This is a genomic window from Macellibacteroides sp., from assembly GCF_050251695.1.
In the GTDB taxonomy this organism is placed as follows: Bacteria; Bacteroidota; Bacteroidia; order Bacteroidales; family Tannerellaceae; genus Macellibacteroides; species Macellibacteroides fermentans.
The window spans coordinates 1,755-25,981 of record NZ_JBFWMI010000049.1 but is presented as its reverse complement, the minus strand read 5'-3'; the positions used below and the strand labels follow the sequence as shown (position 1 = coordinate 25,981).

Annotated in this window: 21 protein-coding genes; 4 read left to right on the top strand and 17 right to left on the bottom strand. The window is 43.3% G+C overall.

Annotated features, from left to right (window positions below):
• The 4 genes from porW to AB7E53_RS08895 all read right to left on the bottom strand — a co-directional run.
• The coding region (porW, locus tag AB7E53_RS08910) for a type IX secretion system periplasmic lipoprotein PorW/SprE (protein WP_446775242.1) at positions 1 to 1,379 on the bottom strand (1,379 nt) is incomplete at its 3' end.
• Between the two features lie 43 nt (positions 1,380 to 1,422).
• Positions 1,423 to 2,232: a metal ABC transporter permease gene (locus AB7E53_RS08905; protein ID WP_068181460.1), complete on the bottom strand. Its 810-nt coding sequence runs from the start codon at positions 2,230 to 2,232 to the stop codon at positions 1,423 to 1,425.
• Between the two features lie 3 nt (positions 2,233 to 2,235).
• A complete protein-coding gene (locus AB7E53_RS08900; protein ID WP_079682347.1) occupies positions 2,236 to 2,658 on the bottom strand; it encodes a phospholipase in 423 nt (140 codons plus the stop codon).
• 12 nt (positions 2,659 to 2,670) lie between these two features.
• On the bottom strand, positions 2,671 to 3,894 hold the full coding sequence (locus AB7E53_RS08895; RefSeq protein ID WP_446775240.1) for a 3-phosphoshikimate 1-carboxyvinyltransferase: 1,224 nt from the start codon (positions 3,892 to 3,894) through the stop codon (positions 2,671 to 2,673).
• 123 nt (positions 3,895 to 4,017) lie between these two features.
• Here AB7E53_RS08895 and ribF point away from each other — a divergent pair, with 123 nt between their 5' ends.
• From ribF to AB7E53_RS08880, 3 genes are read left to right on the top strand one after another with little or no spacing between them, the layout of a single operon-like run.
• Positions 4,018 to 4,950: a riboflavin biosynthesis protein RibF gene (gene ribF / locus AB7E53_RS08890; RefSeq protein ID WP_068181467.1), complete on the top strand. Its 933-nt coding sequence runs from the start codon at positions 4,018 to 4,020 to the stop codon at positions 4,948 to 4,950.
• A 23-nt stretch (positions 4,951 to 4,973) separates the two neighbouring features.
• A complete protein-coding gene (locus AB7E53_RS08885) occupies positions 4,974 to 6,029 on the top strand; it encodes a M20 family metallo-hydrolase (protein WP_446775238.1) in 1,056 nt (351 codons plus the stop codon).
• A 3-nt stretch (positions 6,030 to 6,032) separates the two neighbouring features.
• A complete protein-coding gene (locus AB7E53_RS08880) occupies positions 6,033 to 7,313 on the top strand; it encodes a lipopolysaccharide biosynthesis protein (protein WP_446775236.1) in 1,281 nt (426 codons plus the stop codon).
• 53 nt (positions 7,314 to 7,366) lie between these two features.
• On the opposite strand, the gene AB7E53_RS08875 is transcribed toward AB7E53_RS08880, so the two are convergent.
• From AB7E53_RS08875 to AB7E53_RS08815, 13 genes are all read right to left on the bottom strand, one after another.
• The gene (locus tag AB7E53_RS08875; RefSeq protein WP_446771858.1) at positions 7,367 to 8,722 is read right to left on the bottom strand and encodes a murein hydrolase activator EnvC family protein; all 1,356 of its coding nucleotides are present in this window, start codon (positions 8,720 to 8,722) and stop codon (positions 7,367 to 7,369) included.
• A complete protein-coding gene (locus tag AB7E53_RS08870) occupies positions 8,719 to 9,561 on the bottom strand; it encodes a DUF4292 domain-containing protein (RefSeq protein WP_371689068.1) in 843 nt (280 codons plus the stop codon). Before AB7E53_RS08870 ends, AB7E53_RS08875 begins: the two co-directional genes overlap by 4 nt.
• Positions 9,558 to 11,309 (bottom strand): tetratricopeptide repeat protein, encoded by a 1,752-nt coding sequence (locus tag AB7E53_RS08865; RefSeq protein WP_079682353.1) that lies wholly within the window; start codon positions 11,307 to 11,309, stop codon positions 9,558 to 9,560. Before AB7E53_RS08865 ends, AB7E53_RS08870 begins: the two co-directional genes overlap by 4 nt.
• A 33-nt stretch (positions 11,310 to 11,342) precedes the next feature.
• Positions 11,343 to 11,777, bottom strand: coding sequence for a dUTP diphosphatase (gene dut, locus AB7E53_RS08860; protein ID WP_446775233.1), 435 nt, complete (start codon positions 11,775 to 11,777; stop codon positions 11,343 to 11,345).
• 40 nt (positions 11,778 to 11,817) lie between these two features.
• Positions 11,818 to 13,653 (bottom strand): 4-hydroxy-3-methylbut-2-en-1-yl diphosphate synthase, encoded by a 1,836-nt coding sequence (locus AB7E53_RS08855; protein WP_371689070.1) that lies wholly within the window; start codon positions 13,651 to 13,653, stop codon positions 11,818 to 11,820.
• A gap of 83 nt (positions 13,654 to 13,736) precedes the next feature.
• Positions 13,737 to 14,243 carry a 5-(carboxyamino)imidazole ribonucleotide mutase gene (gene purE, locus AB7E53_RS08850; RefSeq protein ID WP_446775232.1) on the bottom strand — a complete coding sequence of 169 codons (507 nt, stop codon included), beginning with the start codon at positions 14,241 to 14,243 and terminating at the stop codon, positions 13,737 to 13,739.
• A 4-nt stretch (positions 14,244 to 14,247) separates the two neighbouring features.
• Positions 14,248 to 14,628: a glycine cleavage system protein GcvH gene (gene gcvH, locus AB7E53_RS08845; RefSeq protein ID WP_079682357.1), complete on the bottom strand. Its 381-nt coding sequence runs from the start codon at positions 14,626 to 14,628 to the stop codon at positions 14,248 to 14,250.
• 15 nt (positions 14,629 to 14,643) lie between these two features.
• Complete coding sequence (locus AB7E53_RS08840; protein ID WP_079682358.1) at positions 14,644 to 15,264, bottom strand: phosphatase PAP2 family protein; 621 nt, start codon at positions 15,262 to 15,264, stop codon at positions 14,644 to 14,646.
• Between the two features lie 10 nt (positions 15,265 to 15,274).
• Complete coding sequence (gene rpoN / locus AB7E53_RS08835; protein WP_446775230.1) at positions 15,275 to 16,732, bottom strand: RNA polymerase factor sigma-54; 1,458 nt, start codon at positions 16,730 to 16,732, stop codon at positions 15,275 to 15,277.
• 91 nt (positions 16,733 to 16,823) lie between these two features.
• Complete coding sequence (locus AB7E53_RS08830; RefSeq protein WP_079682360.1) at positions 16,824 to 18,419, bottom strand: S41 family peptidase; 1,596 nt, start codon at positions 18,417 to 18,419, stop codon at positions 16,824 to 16,826.
• A gap of 63 nt (positions 18,420 to 18,482) precedes the next feature.
• Positions 18,483 to 18,941: a pantetheine-phosphate adenylyltransferase gene (gene coaD, locus AB7E53_RS08825; RefSeq protein WP_068181506.1), complete on the bottom strand. Its 459-nt coding sequence runs from the start codon at positions 18,939 to 18,941 to the stop codon at positions 18,483 to 18,485.
• Complete coding sequence (locus AB7E53_RS08820; RefSeq protein ID WP_079682361.1) at positions 18,938 to 20,800, bottom strand: DNA topoisomerase IV subunit B; 1,863 nt, start codon at positions 20,798 to 20,800, stop codon at positions 18,938 to 18,940. Before AB7E53_RS08820 ends, coaD begins: the two co-directional genes overlap by 4 nt.
• Before the next feature lie 14 nt (positions 20,801 to 20,814).
• Entirely contained in the window at positions 20,815 to 21,945 is a 1,131-nt protein-coding gene (locus AB7E53_RS08815; RefSeq protein ID WP_350457155.1) for a hypothetical protein, read from the bottom strand.
• Positions 21,946 to 22,224: 279 nt separating this feature from the next.
• Between AB7E53_RS08815 and AB7E53_RS08810 the strand changes: the two genes are divergently transcribed.
• Positions 22,225 to 24,227 (top strand): glycoside hydrolase family 2 TIM barrel-domain containing protein (locus tag AB7E53_RS08810; protein WP_446775228.1); only part of this gene is annotated, 2,003 nt, incomplete at its 3' end.

The window sequence follows — 24,227 nt, the reverse complement described above, 5'->3', positions numbered from 1 at the left end:
TCGGCTAAGAAAGCGGCTTGTTCAGCTGCTCTTTTTTGTTCTTCCTCGTCCTTTTTTACTTTATCAATAATTTTACCAATAACGGCAAGTCGTTCCGGTTCGCTCATTTTGGCAAGGGTTTGCAGACTGTCTTGCAGATGAACGGCTTCAGTATGGATAACAAGCTCGTCCAGAATGACAGACTGTTTAGCAACCCGTTCGTAATCGCGGTGTTTTTTATCCAGAGCAGTTAATGCTCCCAGGAAACAGGGCTGTGCTTTTTCGTAGGCACGTTGTTTGAAATAGATATCTCCGAGACGAAGTTGACAGATCGCTTTATCCAATCCGTTCCGTTTACTTTTTTCGATTGCTGATTTGTAACTTTCGATGGCACGGATTGTGTCTTGCTGACTCATATACACATTCCCGATAGCATAATACACCTGATCTAAGTAATCAACATTCTTTTCGCTACGGGCCATACTCTGCAATCTGCGAATTATTTTAGTTGCATTTCCTCCGGGAAAAACTTCGGTCTGACGGATACGCGCTGCAAATTCCATTTCGTATGGAGGATTTGCACTGATAACCTGGCCAAAAGTTTTATAAGCCAGACCATCCAATCCTTCACCAGCATATAATTGACCTAGAAGATATTTCATTCGGGTACGCTGTTTCCTGTTTTTCTCAGCTTTGATGGCAGTTATAAGGTAGGGGATAGCCTCTTTGCTCTGCTTGCTTTTAATCAGATAATCTGCATATACTGAAGCATACCTGCGTTGCTTACTTTTGGGAATACCATTGATATTTAATTTATTCAGGATGTCTTCCGACTCATACATCCACCCCAGCTCAGCATAAGACCTGGCTTGCCAGAGTTTTGCTTCGGCAACCATTTCTTCATCCTGGGCATAATGACGGGCAATATAGGAAAAAGTGGCCGAAGCCTGTAAAAAGTCAGCATTGTAAAATTGACTTTCACCCAATAGCAGCCAGCACTTCTTTAAAAATGGGTTGTACTCTTCCATCTCCTGCAACGCTTTTTGCTTGGGGTCATTTCGCCAACCCGGTTTCTTAAGCGGTTTTGTCTGTATGGAATGGAGTTTAATGGCTTTGTTACTCTTCTCTATCGCACGGTCGAAAGATCCTCCTGTAGTTTGTTTTTCTTTAGAGAGTCCGCTTACCGGATACATAAGCAGCTGTTCGGTATAATTATCTTTATGTCCGTCTTGAAGCGATTTCATTGATTCGTCGAAGGATGTCTTGCCGTTGAAGTAGATATTATACCGGGAGGTAAAGGCATGATAAAACCTACTGGACATCGTATTTTCTTTTGTACTGCACGATGCCAGCAACACAAACACACATAATGCGCTTATATAGCCGGTCTGTTTTTTCAATGTTGCCTGTTTTAACAACTTAATAAACAGAAATGAACCTGTTTTATTGTTTTTTACGGAAGAATAATAGCCCTTTTGCCACTAAAAAGAAAATGACCAATACCAGAATGATAAAAGCTCCCGAAGGTACGTTTAATAAATAGGACAAGATTAATCCTGACAAACATCCAATAAATCCTATAAAAATACTTCCCCAGATAATCTTATTAAAATTGGATGTGAAGAGATTGACGGTTATCTGTGGCAGAGTTACCATAGACATAAGCAGCATAATTCCAACCAAACGGATAGACAGTACAATCGTAATGGCAATAAAGCACATCATGGTATATTCCACCAGTTTTACCGGCAAACGTTGGGTTAACGCAAAGTCGTTGTCGAATGCTACATAAAGAATTTCCCTGTGGAAAAGCACGAAAAAAACAATGAGTACAACCGACAATATACTTATCCAAAGGATATCGGTATATGAAATTGTAAGAATATTTCCGAAAAGGTAGGCGGATAGGTTAGGAGCAAACCCCGGAGTCATAAATATGGCGATAACTCCCAAAGCCATACCCAGAGACCAGAACCCGGCTATAGCCGAATCTTCCCTCACCCCCTGTTTGCGGCTAACCCATTCTACTCCGAAGGCGGAAAGAATAGAAAAGATCAAAGCCGAGAGAATAGGATTTATGCCGGCAAAAAAGCCGATACCTAATCCTCCGAATGAGGCATGGGTGATTCCGCCGGTAATAAACACCAACCTTCTGGATACGATATAGGTGCCAACAATTCCACAGGCAATCGCTGTTAGAAAGCTTCCTATCAAGGCGTTTTGAAAAAATGCATATTGCAGTAGATCTGTCATACGTTAGGCGTGTATACGTCGTTCACCAAGAATCAGAAATGCTTCATCTTTCAGGGCATCGGGCAATTCGATACCCCGTAAAAGCAGGCTGCGGATCCATCCGGCCACTTCAACTTCCTGAAGCGTATAGAGAACTTCACGGAATTCTTCAACTTCATTTTCCGAATATGCATCTGCAGCGGTACCGATGAAACGATCCAGATCTTCATCTTCGTAATATTCTATTTTCTTGCTTACAGCAGCAAGCAGGCTGTCTTTTTCGCAGGTTTCATGCTGTCCGCAGCATCCTTCAGATATCTCTTTCGGCTCGGGAATTTCCTTGATTTCTCCCCTCTCCAACATCCCCTGCAATTTCTTATTCCGCAAATGACCAGCAATGGCGGCAAGGATGCCCAATACAATAATTCCAATAACGATAAACCACATAGAGCCAATAATTTAATCTTTAATTTCAAAACCAGCTTTTAGTAAATCATTCCAAAAATTTGGATATGATTTGCTCACCACCTCCGGATCAGCAATACAGATTCCCTGAGGGAGTGCAAGAGCTACCGGAGCAAAAGCCATGGCCATACGATGATCTTCATAGGTGTTGATCACCGGGTGATCCATTGGTTCGCAACGCTCTCCATTCCATTCCATCACACTGTTTCCTTCAACATTAATCAGATAGCCAAGTTTTCGCAACTCGTTACATAAGGCTTCGATGCGATCGGTTTCTTTTATTTTCAAACTCTGCAATCCAGAGAAACGGAAGTGTACGTTAAGTAACACACAAGTAACCACAAAGGTTTGTGCAAGATCGGGTTCATTCACAAAATTATGATTGAACTTTGTGCATCGGTTTCCGTTCTTTTTTAAAAGAACTCCCTTGTTTGTGTAAGAGGTTGTAATACCCAGTTGCGTAAATAATCCGGCTACAGCCGAGTCACCCTGTAAACTATTTTTAAACAACCCTAACAATTCAATTTCAGCATCTTTGTTCAGGGCTGCCATTTGATACCAATACGAGGCGGCGCTCCAGTCGGATTCCACAGTGAAGGGGACCGGCTTATATTCCTGAGGCAATACTTTTATAGTCTGACCAGACCAATTAGCCTTCACCCCGAACTGTTCCATCAGCTGAAGGGTGAGTTGGATGTAAGGACGGGATATTATGTTTCCTTCCAGATGGATGGTAAGTCCTTTTTCCATAAGCGGGGCAACCATGAGAAGTGCCGAAATATATTGGGAACTGATTCCTCCGGACAGAGAAATCTCTCCGCCCTGCAATGCACTTCCAAAAATCCGCAACGGAGGATAACCCTCTTTCTCAATGTACTCAATACGGGCACCTAAGGAGTTCAAGGCATCAACCAGTAGCTTGATGGGCCGGTTCTTCATGCGTTCGGTTCCGGTTATTGTCCATTCTCCCACAATTTTTGAAAGGAAAGCGGTTAAAAACCGCATAGCGGTTCCTGCTGCTTTAATGTCAAAATTGCGGCCATCCGAATTAAGGGCATTTACCATTACTTTTGTATCATCGCAATCGGATAAATTAACGATGTCGTAAGCACTGTAACTTAATGCATGTAAGATCAGTGCACGGTTACTGATGCTTTTGGATGCCGGTAACTGAATGGATGCCTGTAATTTGGAAGGCGCTTTTATCTGATATTCCATTGTCTCATCTCTGTTCGTTAGGAAGTACAAAAGTACGGATTTTTATCGGATTGTCTCCTGTTTGTTAGGAATTATGCCATCTCTTTCTTTACCTTTGTAATTCAACTGGAAAAGAACATAGGTATGATTGTGACGAGAGATACTGAGATATTGAAAGACATTGAGCTGGTGGCCACCATTGGATTCTTTGATGGAGTGCATTTGGGACATCGGTTCCTGATTGAAGAAATGCTATCAGTAGCAAGGTCCAGAAAGCTTCCTGCAGCTGTAATTACCTTTCCCGAACATCCCAGAGCAGTGCTTCATGCCGATTACCAACCCAAATTATTGAATAGCTTTGAAGAGAAGCTGATGCATCTGGAATCTACCGGAGTAGATTATTGTATCGTACTTGATTTTACTCCTGAACTTTCTCAATTGTCGGCCAAAGAGTTTATCCAAGAGATCTTGTGTAAGCGAATTCATGTGAATACATTGCTGATTGGGTACGATCATCGTTTCGGCCGTAATCGGGCGGATGGTTTTGAACAGTATGTAGAATACGGAAAGAGTTGTGGGATGGATGTGATACAGGCTTCACCCTACAGCCCCGGAATGGAGCATGTTAGTTCGTCTGAGGTCCGTAAGCAATTAGACCATTGTCGTGTAGACAAAGCTGCGGCTTTGTTGGGCTATCCATACATGATCAAAGGAAGTATTGTAAGCGGTTATAAAATTGGTAGAACAATTGGTTTTCCTACTGCCAATATAAGGGTAGACGAGCCATTTAAAGTTTTGCCGGGAATCGGGATCTATGCGGTTTGGGTAAATTTGAACGGGGTACGTTACAAAGGAATGCTGTATATCGGATGCAGGCCAACCATAGATAATAATCTGGATATGGCTCTTGAAGTCAATATTCTGAATTTTAGCGGCGACATTTACAACGCTCAGTTGGAGGTAATATTTGTTCGTTTTATGCGCGAAGATATTAAATTTGAGAGTCTGGAGGCTTTACGTGCCCAGTTAGAGATTGATCGGGAAGAGGTGGATGCGCTTCTGTCCGGATTGGAATAAATTAGTAATATTAAAACAGCAATATGGAAGCTTTTTATGATGCCTTGGATTTACTAAGCGGTATGATTCGCATTCCTTCATTTAGCCGTGAAGAAAACGATGTAGCCGATTATCTTTTTTCTGAATGGACAAAGGCTGGCCATAAAGTAAACCGCGCAGGGAATAATCTTTGGATAGTTGCTCCGGGTTTTGAATTGGGGAAACAAACCATATTGCTTAACTCCCACATAGATACGGTAAAGCCTGTAGCAGGATGGAGCAAGGATCCGTTTGCTGCCGATGCCGGTGAGGACGACCGCCTGTATGGGTTGGGAAGTAACGATGCCGGCGCCAGTGTTGTTTCATTGTATGAAGCTTTTACGATTTTAAGTAAAAAGAGCCAACCATCCAATTTGATTTTCTTAGCCTCATGTGAAGAAGAAGTTTCTGGAAAGAATGGTCTGGAATTGGCTCTTGCCGAGTTACCTCCCATTCATTTTGCAGTGGTGGGTGAGCCTACGGAGATGCAACCGGCTGTTGCCGAAAAAGGATTGATGGTGTTGGATTGTATCGCTTTGGGAAAGGCTGGTCATGCTGCCAGAAACGAGGGGGTGAATGCTATCCTTTTGGCTATGAAGGATATCGAATGGTTTACTACGTATCAATTTCCAGAAAAAAGTGATTTTCTGGGCCCGGTAAAAATGTCGGTTACGGTAATTCATGCCGGAAGTCAGCATAATGTAATTCCAGATAGATGCGAATTTACGGTAGATATCCGGACCAATGAGTTCTATACGAATGAAGCATTGTTTAATCATATAAAACAACATATAGATAGTGAAGTGAAAGCCCGGTCTTTCCGATTAAACTCTTCACGAACCGAGATTACCCATCCCTTTGTTCAAAGGGCGATCCTTTTGGGTAAAGAGCCTTTTGGGTCTCCTACGTTGTCGGACCAGGCACTGATGCGGTTCCCTTCGGTCAAAATCGGACCGGGAAAGTCCTCCCGCTCGCATACAGCGGACGAATTTATTTGTCCTTCCGAAATAAGGGAGGCCATTGATACCTATATACGGTTATTAGACGGATTACAACTCTGATGCATGCTTCGTAAAATAATAGAAACCATTGGCACACGTTACCTGGTCGCTTTCCTTAATCTGATACTTCTTGTTCTCAATGCACGCGCCTTGGGAATTCATGGCGTAGGACTGATTGGGTTGGTATTGGCTGCAGTAAACATCGTAATGATGTGTAACAGTGTACTCAGCGGAAACACTATCGTTTATTTTATGAACCGGTATCCTTCTTTTCAGGTATTTATACCGGCCTATCTGTGGACAATTAGTATGGGAGCTTTAGCTTCTTGTATTATGTGGGTAAGCGGACTTATCCCTGAAGGGTACGGAATACATGTTTATCTGCTATCTTTACTCCTTTCTCTTACAGCTGCCAATGCACGCTTTTTACTTGGAACAGATTGCATACGAAAATTTAATCTGACATATACATTACAGGGAGGATTGCTCTTTGTTGCTGTTCTGATTCTTTACTATGTATTTGATGTGAAAACGGTAGATGCCTATATCTGTGGGCTGTACATTGCAAATGTAACCGCATGGATAATAAGCTTACTATGGGTGATGCCTTTGTTGAAGCGGGGTACATGGAACGAATTGCCATCCTTAACCTGGAATATGTTTTTGTACGGTCTTTGGGCCGGAGTTGATAACCTTGCAGAGCAATTCACCAGCCGCATTAATTACTTTTTACTGCAACGATTCAGTGGAGTTGGAAGTGTCGGCCTGTTTGATGCCGGAACCAAGGTGTCAGAAAGCGTTTGGAATATTAGCAGAAGTATTTCTTTTATCGTTTTTGGCAAAGTTGCACAAACAGAAGATGCAAATATTCAAAAGCGTATCACCATTCAGTTGGTATGGCTTACCTTGTTGGCTACTACTATTGTCATGTTGTTCGTTTTACTTATTCCGGAATTCGTATTTACATCCTGGTTGTTTGGTCAGGAATTTTCCGGTATCCGGAAAGTAATCATATGCTTGACTCCGGGGGTGATTGCCTTAGCCTGTAACAGTATATTCAGCCATTTTTTTATCGGAAGCGGAAGAGTCCGTATAAGCACAATCAGCTCATTACTAGGTCTCTCTGTGTTATTGCTGACAGGCTCACTCCTTATTCCCGTATCAGGGGTTCCGGGAGCTGCTTTATCTGGAAGTGCAGCTTATCTGTCGATGCTTTCGTTTTCTATCATTCAGTTTTGCCGCATTACAAGTACCCGAGTGGGTGAATTGCTGCCCGATAAAACTGATATTACCTCCATCTGCAGAAGAATTCGGAATTTGGTTTCCTGTTCCGGACAATCCTGATCTCTTTCTTTCTCAGGCAACCGGTTGTTGCCTGATTTAATTTATGATTTGAATTAGTCCAACCAGGGGGCCGGATTTAGCTTCGTTTTTTCTTTCCAGAGTTGAAAATGCAGGATTGTTGCATTGCCATCTTCACTATCCGTAAAGATCTTCCCGATGGATTGACGGGTCGATACCCTGTCGCCGGCTTTTACATAAACCTGACTCAGGTTGCTGTAAACTGTAAGGTAATTACCATGACGGATAATTACGGAATTGTTATACCCGGGAACAACAAATACACGGGTTACCTCTCCATTAAATACGGCACGCGCATCTGCTCCGGGTGAGGTCTGGATATCAATACCGCTGTTGTTTGTACGAACATATTTCAGATCCTGATGTTGCTGTTCACCAAAGGTGCCAACAATCGTGTGTCTGCCGGTTACAGGGTAGGGCAGGCGACCTTTATTATTCGCAAAATTATCCGATAATTTCTTTTCTTCACGGGTCATGGCATAACCGCCTTTTACATCCGCTACACGTTCCTCACGTATGGGCTCGGGAGCTGGTACCTCTTTTTCTTCAACATATTTTTTCCCAGAAGCTTCGGCTTTTCTTTTTCGCTCTTCGCGGGCAATACGAGCTTTTTCGGCACGTTCACGTTCGGCCTTTTCCCGTGCCAAGCGAGCCTCTTCTTCGGCTTTAGCAATTTCAAGAGCAATCTGCTTCTCGATTTGTTGATTTAACGCTTCGGCCTGTTGCTTCTTTTTCTTCAGTTGAGCCTGCAGATCACGTTGTTTCTTATTAAGTTGTTGTACTTCAGTTTTCTGAGTAGACTCTTCGTTCTCCAGTTTTTTATTTTCGGTTTCCCTTACACCCAGCAGAGCCTGCTTTTCACTTCTGGTTTTTTCCAAAGTGCTGCGCTTAAGTTCTATCTCTTTCTGTTTTTCAGAAATTTCGATAGCCTGACGTTTTTGCCAGTCGGCATATTCTTTCAGATAACGCATCCGGCGAATGGACTGTGCGAAGTTGTCGGCGGACAGGATGAAGAGCAGCTTGTCTTGCGAACTTCTTCTCTTGTACATGCCACGTACAGATTTACCGTAGTTTTTCTGTTTAGTTTTAAGCTCTCCTTCAAGACGACCAATTTCCCGGCGCATTCCATTTATTTGAGAATCTATCCCTCCAATCTCCTGATTCAGAATACTTATAACTTTTTTGCGCGAAAGGATTTGCTTGGAAAGCAGGTTAAGCCTGTTCAATGAGCTACGGGTTGATATTTTAGTTTCATTCAATAGTTGGCTTGTCATCTCAATTTCTTCCAGCGCTTTTTTTCGCTGATTTTCCAACTGCTTGACCCTTGCGGAATTCTGACTGAAAGCTACCAGTCCTGAAAGTAAGAATAATGCAATCCAACCGTATCTCATTTGCTTAAATTACTTAATGCTTTAATAATCTGCGCATAGGTGATGCGCGTATATTTAGAGGGAATGGTGAAATCCATTCTCACGGGAACGTCTGGTTCTATTTTATTGAAATTGAGAGTAAGACTACCCTTGTTTTCGTTGCCTGAAACTACCTGAGCTTTCATTCTCATTGGGAAAGATTGCGAATTGGCCTGCTGAAAATCGGTATAATCCCATTGAAGCTTCTGGCTTCCGGTAGCATTGGCAATTAACGTTGATACTAATTTTTCTTCGTTATCAGCGGTAAATGTGTAGTGCAAGCCGGTCTCGTCTTTTGTTCTTAATTCCGCCAAACCTTCATTCTCAACATAAAAAAACTGAATGAATTCTTCGGGACTGATACTCTGCTTCCCGGGTAAAAATAGGTGGTTTGTAAATAATGCCTGTAGATTGTAGAAGTTGAAGTCGACCGGAGTTTCGCCCTTCAGGGATTCATAGCTTTCCAATACATAGCGTTTATTCATCCGGTCCATCATCTTTACACTGTCAATGCTGAACTCCATCCTAAAAACCTCAATACCCAGAAAAGGCTGTACTGACAACTGAAATACGCTGTCTTTAACTATCTTCATATCCACTCTGGAACTTAAGCTCTTTCCGGGTATGTTCAAGTCTGCATTCATTCTTGCCGAAAGGGTTTGGAATTGCAATGCTTTCTGTTGAACAGAAGACATAAATACTTCTTTTTCTTTAAAAATACCCTCTCTTCCGGATGTTGCTTTACGTGCTGTTTTACATCCGCTTACAAGTATAAGTGTAGCAGTAATCAGTAAAAGTATATATTGTTTGTTCCGTTTCATTTTACAACCTCTTCAATGTAAATCTTTTCTGCAATCTTCCGGTCCAGAATTTCACTTTCCTTTCCTAGTTCTTTTGCCTTAATCCATTGTTCCACAGCTTTCTCCTTCTCTCCGCTCATGTACAGGATATCCCCGTAATGGTCGGCCAATTCCGGACTTTTGGTAGTGTCTTTACTGATGGCGCTTTCAATATAAATTTTAGCCAGAGTGTAGTTGCCCTGCATGAAAAATACCCATGCGTATGTATCCAGATAGGTACTGTTATCCGGCTGCAGTTTAATGCATTGTGCACTCATACGCTCAGCTTTTTTCAAATCTTTCTTGTCCAAAGTAAGAAAATAACTGTAATTGTTAAGTACAACAATGTTTTTGTCGTTATATTTCAAGGCCTCTTCGTAGGCTTCATATGCCTTTTCCTGATTTTTCATCTGATAATGGATGTCACCTATCTGTCCGTAGAAATCGGAGATCAGGGAGGTGTTTTCTTTATCAATAATCTGAATTCCGGCCTGGTATGTTTCCAGAGCCTTCTCATATTCCTTTAACTGGTAATGGGCAATACCAAGGTAGAAATAGTATTCGGGGGCATCAGGGAACAGCTCCTGGCATTTCAGGCAAATCCGCTTTACCTCCTCCATATCGTTTGCCTTGAGAGACAGATTAAGCAACTGTTGCCAGGCACTGGCATTGTCGGGTTCCATTTCAGTAACCAGTTGGAACTGGAACCGGGCCTCTTCCGTTTTTTCCTGCATCGCAAGCAGACTTCCATACATGAGTTTGAGTTGAGTCTCCTCCGGATGCTGTTCGAGTAATGTCTGAAATAATATATTGGCCCCTTCAACATCCTGTTTGTTTTGTTGCAAACGAACAATGTAACGTGAAAGGATATTCACTTTGGTTTCCACGTCCAGATCGTTATTAACCAATGCACTGCGAATCTGAGTCTCGGCGGCTTCTTTATCTCCAACCATTTCGTAGTAGTTGGCCATCGAAACTATATAATATGGATTTGCAGGATCAATCTCATGGGCTTTGTTATAGCAAAGCAGGGCTTTGTCTGTATTATTCTTTTCCAGATACAAATCTCCCATTACAATCTGGTAACGGGGTTCCATAGGATATTTTGCGGCCAGCTTTTCAATCTCTTTCATAGCCTTCTCAGGCTCGTTCAACGAGTTGTAAAGCTTGTATTTTTGTATGGAGATCGCCTCATTCATACCCACACTATTTTCCAGAGCATCGTAAGCATCAATAGCTTTTCCTATTTCTCCCTCCTGTGTAAGCGATTCGGCAAGGTAATAGTTCAGGTCCGTCTTGTCCGGGAATTTCTGAATCAGGGTTTCGTATTCGGCACTGGCATCCGAAAACATGCCTAATCCCCTGCTTACTGTGGCCAGGGCCATGCGGTAGGTGAAGTTATCCGGTGCATGATCTACCGCCTTTTGGAGTAAACCTACCGCTTTTTCAGGCTTATCCATCTCAACATAAAAAGAAGATAATTCAAATAGCACGGGTGAAGATGTCGAATCAATCTCCAGACAATGTGTAAACAAATCAAATGCCGCATCGTACTTTCCTGCGTTTTTTTGTTTTACTCCTTCATAAAAGAAATAATCCAATTTGCGCTGGATGTCGTTTCCCGGCTTCACATAAGTTGTCTGACTTTTTATTTGATTGGTTGCCGGAACCGGACTTACTGAAGCCAGAAGCATGAATATTAAGCCGGAAGGTATGATTCGTTTCAACATGTGCAAGCTTATTTTCGTATGTTCTTAATCTGATTAATGCTTTCCGGTGTGACCAAAGCCTCCGGATCCCCTTTCGGTTTCATCCAACAATTCAACCGGCTCCCATGCAACATGTGCATGTGCAGCAATTACCATCTGGCAAATCCGTTCGCCATCCTGAACAGTAAAAGGCTCATTGGAAAGGTTGACAAGGATAACTCCGATCTCCCCTCTGTAATCGGCATCAATTGTTCCGGGGGTATTCAGAAGCGTGATGCCATGTTTAATGGCAAGACCGCTGCGGGGCCTCATCTGGGCTTCGTAACCTTCGGGCAAGGCTATAAACAGACCTGTTGGTATAAGCTTTCTATCCAATGGATTAAGCACCACCGGTTCAGAAAGGTTTGCCCGGATATCCATCCCGGCCGAAAGAGGCGTCGCATATCCGGGAAGCGGATGATGCGACTTATTTACTATTTCTATTTTCATCTGTGCTTATTGATTAACAGGCACGAAGATACAATATTTCTCAGTTCTTCCAATCTCCGTTCTCTTTTATTAACTCAACTAAGCGTTCTACGGCCTCATTTTCAGGAATATTTTTTTGTACACACACTTTCCCTTTATATAAACTGATCCTTCCAACCCCTGCACCAACATATCCGTAGTCGGCATCGGCCATTTCACCGGGCCCGTTAACAATACACCCCATAATACCTATTTTTAGTCCTTTGAGGTGAGAAGTTGCCTTTTTTACCTTTGCAATGGTAGTCTGCAGGTTGTAAAGCGTTCGTCCGCAACCCGGACATGAGATAAATTCGGTCTTACTGATACGCACCCTGGTAGCTTGAAGGATACCAAACATACAGTTGTCCGTTACCAGAACATTCCCATCCTGATTTATCAACATGATCCCATCGCAGAATCCATCTAAAATTAATGCCCCCAAATCGGCAGACGATTTTATTTGAAGTGTTTCTACATCCGTTTCCTTATACTCGCGGTGTAAAATAACAGGTACATCGCATCCGGAGGCCATAAGCTTATGCATAAAAGCTCGTTGAGCTCCTAATCCGTTTGCATGGTGAGAACTTAAAATTACGACCGCAGATGGGTCATTCTTTAAAATAGCAAGCATCTCTTCATTTAAATCCGCATAGGTCAGACGAATGAACTTGATTGATGCATTGTAGTTATGCATTTCTGCTGCATTGGAAGCAACAAAATAGGGGAACACATTCTCCTTTTCTTTCCATCTATGGGCATCAACAATAAACTTAATATTGTCTGGAAGACTATCTGGGTCTACTGCTCCCACGTAAACATAGTCGGGCTTAGCCTCTGGATTGAATTCAAAGCTTAATCCGTTGCTCCTGTCCGACACAACAACGGGAATACCCTCACCCCCAATACCTTCTACGATCCTACTTTTTCTGCGTGCCGGTTTTATCTTGTCGAATCCCGGGGCGACAGTTCCCTCCACTCTTGGAGCTCCAGCTCTTTTTTGTACATATTCTGCTAATTTACGAGCAACCGGAACTTCTGCCTCGGGCTCTTCGCTGAGTGAAACCCGTATAGTGTCGCCAATTCCATCGTGAAGCAATGTGCCTATGCCTACAGCCGATTTGATTCGTCCGTCTTCGCCGTCGCCTGCTTCCGTAACACCTAAATGCAAAGGATAAGCCATTCCCTCGGCATCCATGGTCTTAACCAACAGACGTACTGTCTGAACCATAACCACCGTGTTGGATGCTTTGATTGAGATTGCCACATTATGAAAATTTTCTTCCCGGCAGATTCTCAAAAATTCCATGCAGGAAGCTACCATGCCTTCAGGTGTATCGCCGTAACGGCTCATAATACGGTCCGATAAAGAGCCATGATTTATACCGAGTCTGATAGCGGTGTTGTGTTCCTTGCACAAATGAAGGAAAGGAATGAAGCGTTCCCGGATTTTTGCGATTCCGGCATTGTATTCCTCATCGGAGTATTCTCTGATGTTAAATATCTTACTATCCACATAATTACCCGGATTGATACGTACCTTCTCCACTACCTGAGCAGCGGCATCTGCAGCTTTGGGGTTAAAGTGAATATCGGCAACAAGCGGATTTGTATATCCTCTCCGGGTGAGTTCCTGTCTTATCACACCCAGGTTTTCGGCTTCCCTGATTCCCTGAGCCGTGAACCGGACATAATCTGCTCCGGCATCGATGATGCGTATGGCTTGTTCGACACATGCATTGGTATCCAGTGTGGATACATTGGCCATTGACTGAATAAGGATGGGGTTGTTGCCACCCAGTTGTTTGTTTCCTATCTGAACAACCGACGATTGCCGGCGATTATAATTGAAATAATCCATCTGTATTATGCATTAGTGAATAACAAGGAGTCTTCTCTTTGTTAATTAACAAGGGGCAAACCTTTTGGTTCGCCCCCGATCTGTTAATTTGTTTTATACGTGTAAGAAACCTTGGCGAGGTCTTCATTCGCCTGAATGATTTTTTTCTTCAGATCCTCCTTATATTGATCCAATTTTTCCTGCAGTTTGTCATCTCCCACAGCAAGCATCTGGACAGCCAGAATACCCGCATTTAGTGATCCGTTGATTCCAACGGTTGCAACAGGAATACCCGGAGGCATCTGTACGATGGCCAGCAATGCATCCATGCCGTCGAGTGAAGCATTGATAGGTACTCCAATCACCGGAAGGGTGGTCATGGAGGCAATCACGCCACACAGATGGGCAGCCATGCCTGCAGCAGCGATTATAACCTTAATGCCACGTCCTTTGGCATTTTTGGCAAACGCTTTAACTTCTGCTGGTGTACGGTGTGCCGACAAAGCATGCATTTCGAAAGGAACCTGCATCTCGTCCAGAAATTTGGCAGCCTTTTCCATTACCGGAAGGTCGGATGTGCTACCCATTATTATACTAACTATCGGAGTCATTTTTTTATTTAGCAATTAATTGTTCATAATCAGCTGCAGAAAGCAAGCTGTCCAATTGGGCCGCATCTGCAACCGAAATCTTAATAATCCATCCTTCTCCGTATGCATCTTCATTGATAAGCTCAGGCTTTTCTTCCAATGCACCGTTTACTTCAAGCACTTCGCCGGAAACAGGCATAAACAGATCAGAAACTGTTTTAACCGCCTCAATGGAGCCAAACACCTCTTCAATCTCAACGGTTTCACCTTCTGTCTGAACGTCAACATATACAATGTCGCCTAATTCACTTTGTGCGTAATCAGTAATACCCACATAAGCCACGTTGCCTTCAACGCGGATCCATTCATGATCCTTTGTGTACTTTAGTTCTGCAGGGAAAATCATAATTCTAGTATTTTATTAGATGAATAAATAGATATAACTCAAAATCGATGCTGTAAAGGTACAGAAAAATCCCAGTATAAAACCAGCATAAACCTGCATTGGTGTATGTCTGCCAAGAAAAATTCTGGAAGTGCCAACCAACCCGGCAATAATGAAAAGCAGGATAAAGGCCCAATAAGGATTTTGCTGATGCAGTCGGCATATTCCCATTATGGCACCGATGAGTCCGCCAATCCCCATAAGGTGGGCACTTATTTTCCAGAAAATATTGATCGCCATGCCGATAAGTAAACTAATCGCTGTCGCTCCCAGCAATACAAGAATCCATACGGGCATCATCAGCTTTAGCATAAGATAAAAACAGGCTCCTATGGATACTATAAAAATGAAATAGGGCACAAAGCGCTCCTTCCGGTCCGTCAGTTCCAAATCCCCTGCTGCTCCGCTTTTAACAAAAAGAAGAATAAAGAATCCGGGCATTACAGCCGTGCTAATAAACGCACCCCCTGCAATAACGAGCTTCATGGATAATGGATAGATGGCCAGATAGGTAAAAGACAAGGCCAATATCATTCCATACGTAACCATTAACAGCGGATGGAAAAGGATGGACGTTATGTTAGCAAATAGTTTCATTGTATCTTTATTAAATTTCTTTTCTGAGTCTGGCCACAGGCAACCCCAGTTGTTCTCTGTATTTTGCTACGGTGCGCCGGGCAATCAGATACCCTTTTTCCGTTAGTATCTTTGTGAGTTCCTCATCTGTAAGCGGCTTACGTTTGTCTTCTCCCTCTATGCATTCCTTTAGTATTTTTTTTACTTCCCGGGTCGAAATCTCTTCTCCGGTATCCGTTTGCGTAGATTCGGAAAAGAAATACTTAAGAGGGTAGATTCCAAAATTGGTTTGCACATATTTACTGTTGCTCACCCTTGAAATTGTTGATATGTCGTAACCGCATCTTTCTGCAACATCTTTAAGGATCATAGGCCGGAGCGTTCCCTCATCTCCCGTCAGAAAGAATTCGGTCTGCAGCATGATGATGGTTTCCATGGTTCTGGTCAATGTTTCCTGACGCTGGCGTACAGCATCGATGAACCATTGGGCCGAATCAAGCTTTTGTTTTACAAACTGAACCGCGTCGCGCATATCGGATGTCTGGTTTGCCTTGTTACCCGTATAATCCTGAAACATGGCGGCATAATCTTTATTGATCCGCATTTCCGGAATTCCACGGTTATTCATGGTAAGGATCAGTTCTCCGTTGGAAGCCTCTACTAAAAAATCGGGGATAACCTGACTAAGTACGGTGTCCATACTGTCGCCCCACGCTGCTCCGGGTTTCGGATTAAGGGATGTGATTTCGTGAATTGCTTTTTTTAAAGATTCCTCGTCAACCTGCAATCCTCTTACTATTTTATCGTAGTGCTTACGGGTGAATTCATCGAAATATTCTTTCAACACCCTTATTGCCAACTGGCAATCGCTGTTTTTATTTCCTTTCTCCAGTTGAATCAGCAAACACTCCTGCAGGTTCCGGGCTGCTACGCCTACAGGTTCTAAGTCCTGAATCACCAGAAGAACCCCTTTCACCTGATCGATGGTCACCTCTTGACCCGCCTGAAAAATCAAATCGTCGGCAATCGCTTCCAGATCCCGGCGCAAGTACCCGTCATCATCTATATTGCCAATAATATATTCGGCAATCTTCATTTCCGTCTCCGGTAATTCACGCAATCCAATCTGTTGTAAAAGGAACTCGTTCAGCGACTGACTTACCGAAAATGGAATATCCTCCTTTTGTTCTGCTTTTCCTCTGATCTCCTGAAGTTTGTAATCAGGGATATCCTCCTCACTCAGGTAATCGCCTAAGGCCAGATCCGTTTCCGATTCGGACACACTCCCTTCATCGGAGAAATCTGTATCATCAGACTTTTCAAAGTCATCCTGTATCTCTCTACCTTCCTCCAGGGCCGGATTTTCTTCAAGTTCATGCTTAATGCGCTCTTCAAGCTCGATGGCCGGAAGTTCAAGAAGCCTGATTAGCTGAATCTGCTGAGGCGAAAGCTTCTGTTGTAACTTTTGTTGTAACTGTTGTTTCAACATACCTGTACTCACTCTGAATTAATGCATACGCAAATATAACCTCTTTATCCGAAAAAGCGGAGAGATAAGGCCGAATAGTAACAAATACAGCTTACTTTTTAATTCCCAGTTCCTTTTCATAGGCTGCTTTGTCGTTTATCAGCTTCAATGCCTGATTGTATATTTCGTTGTCGTCATTAATAACCTGGAAATATTCATTCATGTCAAAAAGATCGCGGGCAATCAAGGCTTTGACCTGCAACGTAATCAATGCTTTGGAACGATTGAATTCGTCTTCCTTGTAAGGTATTTTTTCGCCATTGGCAAGCGAGATCAGCTCATCAATCAACGTTTGGGGAACTTCGAACTTTTCTTTGTAGGCGGCAATCGAGTCGAATTTTTTACCTAATTCCGTTCTGTTGTGGTCGATAAAGTTCATGGCCACCCTGTTTACCAATCCAGCAGCTACCAGGTTTCTATGATAATCGGTGTAGCGGGTTGTGTCTACCGGAACAAAAACATCGGGCATGATACCGCCACCGCCATACACATCTCTCTTTGTGATCAGTGTACTGTATTTCATAGAATCGGGGAAATGGATACTGTCTGCATTCGTAAGTTCTCCGCGGTTATATCTTTCAATCAGTTCCCGGTTATACAGAGCTTTATCCCCATTTTCGTATGGTTTCTGGATACAACGACCTGTAGGCGTATAGTAGCGCGAAACAGTAAGGCGGATCATCGATCCATCGGGGAGGGGAATGGGTTTTTGAACCAATCCCTTGCCAAATGTACGTCTGCCGATGATTACACCTCTGTCCCAATCCTGTACGGCTCCGGATACAATCTCGCTGGCAGAAGCAGAAGCCTCGTCCACCAATATTACAAGCCGTCCGTTCTCGAACAATCCTTTTTTGCTGGATTTGGCATCTTCCCGTCTTTGTTTCGATCCTTCGGTATAAACAATCAGTTTATCGTCCGCCAGAAACTCATCTGCCAGATCAATCGCAATATTTAAATATCCTCCACCGTTAGACTGCAGGTCCAGAATCAGCTGCTTCATGCCTTTTTTCTGTAGTTTCTGAACGGCTTCCCTGAACTCGTCGGCTGTGGAAGCTGCAAAACGGTTTAACTTAATGTAACCTGTCTGTTTGTCGGCCATATAGGCAGCATCCAGACTATATACCGGAATCTTGCCGCGAATGATTTTAAATTCAATCAGTTCGGGATTGTTCTGTCGTAATACCTTAACCTTTACCAATGTTCCTTTGGGACCTCTAAGTCGCTTCATGATGTCTGGAGTTTTCATCTTAACGCCGGCTATCAAGGTATCGTTAACCGAAATAATACGATCTCCGGCCATTAGTCCCACTTTTTCGGACGGACCTCCGGGGATTACCTGAATCACATATAGTGAATCAGTAAGCATATTGAACTGAATTCCTATTCCTTCAAAATTGCCCTGCAACGGCTCAGTCATCTCCTTGGTCTCTTCTTTGTCCATATAGGTGGAATGCGGATCCAGTTTTTCAAGCATACCACGTATGGCATCTTCGGCCAACTTGCCTTCGTCTACGGTATCAACGTATAAATTAGATATGGCATATAGAGCCAGGGAAAGTTTACGGGCATCCTGGTTGCTGTTCTGAGCTGTTACAGAAGTAAAGCAAAAGGCTATCAGAAAAAGGGACAATAGGTGTTGTTTCATTGTTTTATATTTATGTCAACATTACTAAACAAGACTTCCGGCTGTACGAAACAGCCGGTATCATTAAAATAATTCGGTTTCTTTAGGAACAAATAGTGAAATATCCTTTCCGTACCGCAGCAATTCGCGCACGATACTGGAGCTGATATGTGTATGTTCCGGTTCGGTAAATAATATGAAAGTTTCAATACCGGCCAGCTTCCTGTTTACGTCGGCAATGCTTTTTTCGTATTCAAAGTCATTTACGGTACGGATACCGCGCATAATAAATTCGGCGCCCATTTCGCGGGCAAAATCCACTGTAAGCGAATTATATTGTCTTACGCTTACCCTGGGTTCGTTTTTGTATAAGGCCTGAATGGCGGCAATACGCTTTTCCAGCGAGAAGTAGGTAAGCTTCTTATCGTTTATACCGATGGAAATCACAATTTCGTCTACCAGGTTAAGCCCACGGGTAACCAGCGACTGATGTCCGATGGTAAATGGATCGAACGTTCCGGGGAAAAGCGCTATACGTTTCATACTATATCTTCTTCTACAACCAGGTTGTCAATAATAAAGTTTTGCCGTTCCATTGTGTTCTTTCCCATATAGAACTCCAGCATATCTTTCACCAGGTCTTCTTTTTTCATTGTTACCGGATCCAGACGTATGTCTTTTCCGATAAAGTTTTTAAATTCATCCGGAGATATTTCACCCAATCCTTTGAATCGGGTAATTTCCGGATTTTTTCCAACAGCAGCCATCGCTGCCAACCGTTCCTCTTCACTATAACAATAGAAGGTCTTCTGTTTGTTGCGAACCCTGAAAAGAGGTGTTTGCAGGATGTACACATGGTTCCGTTTAATCAGATCCGGAAAGAACTGCAGGAAGAATGTGATCAGCAATAAACGGATATGCATCCCGTCCACATCGGCATCGGTTGCAATAATCACTTTATTGTAGCGTAAACCTTCCAGTCCGTCTTCTATATTCAAAGCAGCCTGCAACAGATTGAATTCCTCATTCTCGTAAACGATCTTTTTAGTGAGGCCGAAACTGTTAAGCGGTTTTCCTCTTAAGCTGAATACGGCCTGCAGATTCGGATCCCGGCTTTTGGTGATGGAGCCACTGGCAGAATCACCCTCAGTTATGAATATGCAGGTTTCCTCTGTTAAGTCACCTTTCGGATCGTTCAGGTGGATACGGCAATCCCTTAGTTTCTTGTTGTGCAGATTAGCTTTTTTTGCTCTTTCCCTGGCCAGTTTAGTTACACCGGCAATGGCTTTGCGTTCTTTTTCGCTTTCCAGAATCTTCCGAAGCAATGCATCTGCCGTTTCGGCATCTTTGTGAAGGTAATTGTCAAGTTCCTTTTTCAGGAAGTCACCGATAAATTTGGCAACGGTTGGTCCACCCGGTCCGATATCCCTTGAACCCAGCTTTGTTTTCGTCTGACTTTCAAAAACCGGCTCTTCCACCTTGATACTGATAGCCGCCACAATTCCCGAACGAATATCCGAGTAATCGAAATTCTTGGAGTAAAATTCCTTGATCACACGGCTTACCGCCTCCCTGAAAGAAGATAGGTGAGTACCACCCTGGGTAGTATGCTGACCGTTTACAAACGAATAATATTCTTCGCCGTACTGATTGCTATGGGTAATCACCACTTCGATATCTTCTCCTTGCAGATGGATAATCGGATAAAGAGGATCGGTGGTCATATTCTCATTGAGCAGATCCACCAAACCATTTTTGGAATGAAACTTTTTCCCGTTATATATGATGGATAGTCCGGAATTCAGAAAAACATAGTTCTTCAGCAAAGATTCGATGAATTCGCTTTTGTATTCGTATTCCCTGAAAATTTCTTTGTCGGGAACAAAATAAACCAGTGTACCGTTGGCTTCGCTGGTCGGCATAATGTCCGACTCTTCTGTAACCACGGCCTTGCTATATTCCACCCGTTTGCATTCTCCGTCCCGGTGACTTGTTATCAGGAAGTAGCTGCTCAGAGCGTTAACGGCTTTGATACCCACTCCATTCAACCCTACCGACTTTTTAAATGCCTTACTGTCGTATTTGGCACCGGTGTTCATCTTGCTTGAAACATCTATAACCTTTCCCAGAGGAACACCCCGGCCGTAATCCCTTACAGAAACGGCTCCCTCTTCTACGGTAACCTCGATAGATTTACCGTATCCCATCATATACTCATCGATAGAGTTATCCAGCACCTCCTTCAATAATACATAAATACCATCGTCTGCATAACTACCATCTCCCAGTTTGCCAATATACATCCCGGGCCGGCGGCGGATATGCTCCATCCAGTCCAGCGTGCGGATATCGTCTTCGTTATACGCAGTAAGCTGTTGTATTGTTGAATTCAGTTCATTCATAGTCTGTCTCTCTCTTATTTTAACTCTTTTATAAATGCACGTCTTGTTTTGTGATGCTCACGTTTGAAATAATCCCATTGAGCCTGAACAGCGCTGTTGGTCTCCAGTTCCGGATTACTTTCTCCGTACTCTACCCCCAGACTTCTGTAAATTGGAATCAGGTCGTTAAATATCAACGCATTTACACCTTTGTTCTGATATTCGGGCAACACTCCGATCAGGTAAAGATCCACAACTTTAGGTTTTGTCTTCAATGCTTTAAGCAGGTGGATAAAACCGAAAGGAAACAGACTTCCTTTTGCCTTCTTCATGGCTTCGGACAGGCTGGGCAGGGTAATGCCAAAACCGATCACCGCATCATCAGCTTCACGAATTATCAAAGTAACCAAGTCCAGACGGAGCATGGGGATATACATTTTTACATAATAATCGATCTGCTTTTGCGTAAGCGGAACAAAGCCATACAGGGGCGTATACGCTTTATTAAGCGTATCGAATATTTGCTGAACGTAAGGCATAATGTCTTTGGTTCTGGTAAATTTCATCACCTTTAAACCATGTTTCGCCTTTACAATTTCGGCAATACGTTCGTGTTTCTCCGGAGTCTTTTCCGGAATATAGATTTTGAACTCGTGCCAGTCCTGATCTTTCACATATCCCAGCCGTTCAAGATGCACCGGATAATAAGGATAGTTGTAAATTGTAGCCATGGTAGCCAACTGATCAAATCCTTCAACAAGCATACCTTCCTGATCCAGATCGGTAAATCCCATCGGTCCGTGCACGGCATTCATCCCTTTGCTTTTGGCCCAGTTCTCCACAGCTGCAAAAAGGGCATCAACCACCTCCTTGTCATCGATGAAATCTACAAAGCCAAACCGGGCATGGTTTTGTTTCCAGATCTCGTTGCTTTTCCGGTTTATAATACCCGCAATACGGCCCACAATCCTTTTGTCGCGCAACGCCAGAAAATAGATTGTTTCACAAAGCTCAAAAGCCGGATTTTTATCCCGGCTTAAAGTAACCATCTCCTCTTCAATTATTCCGGGTACATGGTAAGGACAATCCTTATATAACTCTATGTTGAACTTAACAAACTGCTTAAGCTCCTTCTTGCTTTTAACTTCTTTAATTTCTACGCTCATCCGTTCGTACGTGTTTGACTGGCAAATGTAAACATTTATTTCAAAAGCAAGTGAAACAGATTGAAAGAAAAGCAATATGACTCATGCAGACTCTGCTTAGCTATCTTGCTAACATTCTTTAGATTCGGGGTAGGAATTTTTGTATTTTTATTATCTTTGTCGACAAATAATTTAAGCGTTATAACATGCTGCGATGATAGCTGAATACGTTTAGATACGCCGGAAAGAAACAAATTAGTGGAAAAACTAAATTTTATAAACAACAAAACACAAAAAATCATGCGTAAAATCACATTTGGTCTTTTGCTGTGCAGCTTTGCCCTGCAAAGCTTCGCGGTACATCCACCATTGGCGGGATTTAATTACGGAACGCAGTCTGCACCTGCAGGCGACGAATGGCAATCTCCCGAGAATTTATCTTTGAACAAGGAGCAGCCGCGAGCCTACTTCTTTTCATTTCAGGACCGGGAAAGTGCCCGTAAGGTATTACCCGAAAACAGCAGCTACTGGCAATCACTTAATGGAAACTGGAAATTTAACTGGGCGCCCGATCCGGATTCTCGCCCGAAGGATTTTTACCGGACGGACTACAACGCCACTACGTGGGATAATATTCAGGTGCCTTGCAGCTGGAACATCGTTGGAATACAAAAAGACGGAACGCTGAAGTACGGGGTGCCTATTTATGTAAATCAGCCGGTAATATTCCAGCACAGCGTGAAAGTGGACGATTGGCGTGGTGGAGTGATGCGTACACCGCCTGCAAACTGGACCACCTTCAAACACCGTAACGAGGTAGGTTCTTTCCTTCGTGATTTTGAAATTCCTCAAAACTGGGATGGCCGGGAAGTGTTTATCAGTTTCGACGGCGTTGATTCTTTCTTCTATCTGTGGATTAACGGCCAATATGTAGGCTTTTCCAAAAACTCACGCAATACAGCCAACTTCAATATCACCAAATACCTCCGTAAGGGAAAAAATATAATTGCTGCAGAAGTATACCGCAGTTCGGACGGCTCATTCCTGGAAGCTCAGGATATGTTCCGCTTGCCGGGAATCTTCCGCACGGTTGCACTTTATTCGACACCCAAACTACAGGTGCGCGACCTTAATGTGATTCCGGATTTGGACAATACCTATACCAACGGATCTCTTGCTATCAGTGCAGATATCCGTAACCTGGGGAATAAAAAGGCAAAAGGATATAAGCTGGTCTACTCGCTGTATGCAAACAAACTGTATTCGGACGATAATACGTTGGTATCCGAAGCAACCGCAACTGCCAGCATCCCTGTAGTGGAAGCCTCTCAGCAGGCCGATGCACAAAAAGTAGTGATGCAGGTGCAGAACCCTAATAAGTGGTCGGCCGAATTCCCTTACCGCTATACGTTGGTTGCCGAACTGAAAGACGCAAAGAATAAAACCGTCGAAACTGTTTCAACCATTGTTGGCTTCCGTGAAGTTGAGATAAAAGACACACCGGCATCAGAAGATGAATTCGGCTTGGCCGGACGATATTATTACGTAAACGGTAAAACCGTAAAGTTAAAAGGGGTTAACCGTCACGAAACCAATCCGGGTGTTGGTCATGCCATTACCCGCAAGATGATGGAAGACGAAATTATGTTGATGAAGCGCGCCAATATCAACCACGTGCGTAACGCCCACTATCCGGATGATCCTTATTGGTATTTCCTTTGTAACAAGTACGGAATATATCTGGAAGACGAGGCAAACATTGAATCGCATCAATATTATTATGGAGCTGCCTCCCTTTCTCATCCGGTAGAATGGAAAAATGCCCATGTGGCCCGGGTTATGGAGATGGTACACAGTAACATCAACAATCCTTCCATCGTAATCTGGTCGTTGGGTAACGAAGCCGGACCGGGTAACAACTTTGTAGCCGCTTACGATGCTTTGAAAAAGGTTGACCTTTCCCGTCCGGTTCAGTATGAGCGTAATAACGATATCGTGGACATGGGCTCCAATCAGTATCCTTCAATCGGATGGATGCGCGGAGCGGTAAAAGGAACATACAATATCAAATATCCGTTTCACGTTTCGGAATATGCCCATTCTATGGGAAATGCCTGTGGAAACCTGGTTGATTACTGGGAAGCAATCGAGTCGACCAACTTCTTCTGCGGTGGAGCTATCTGGGACTGGGTGGATCAATCCATGTACAATTACGATAAGGAAACCGGAAAGAGATACCTTGCTTATGGAGGCGACTTTGGTGATACCCCCAACGATGGTCAGTTTGTGATGAATGGAATTGT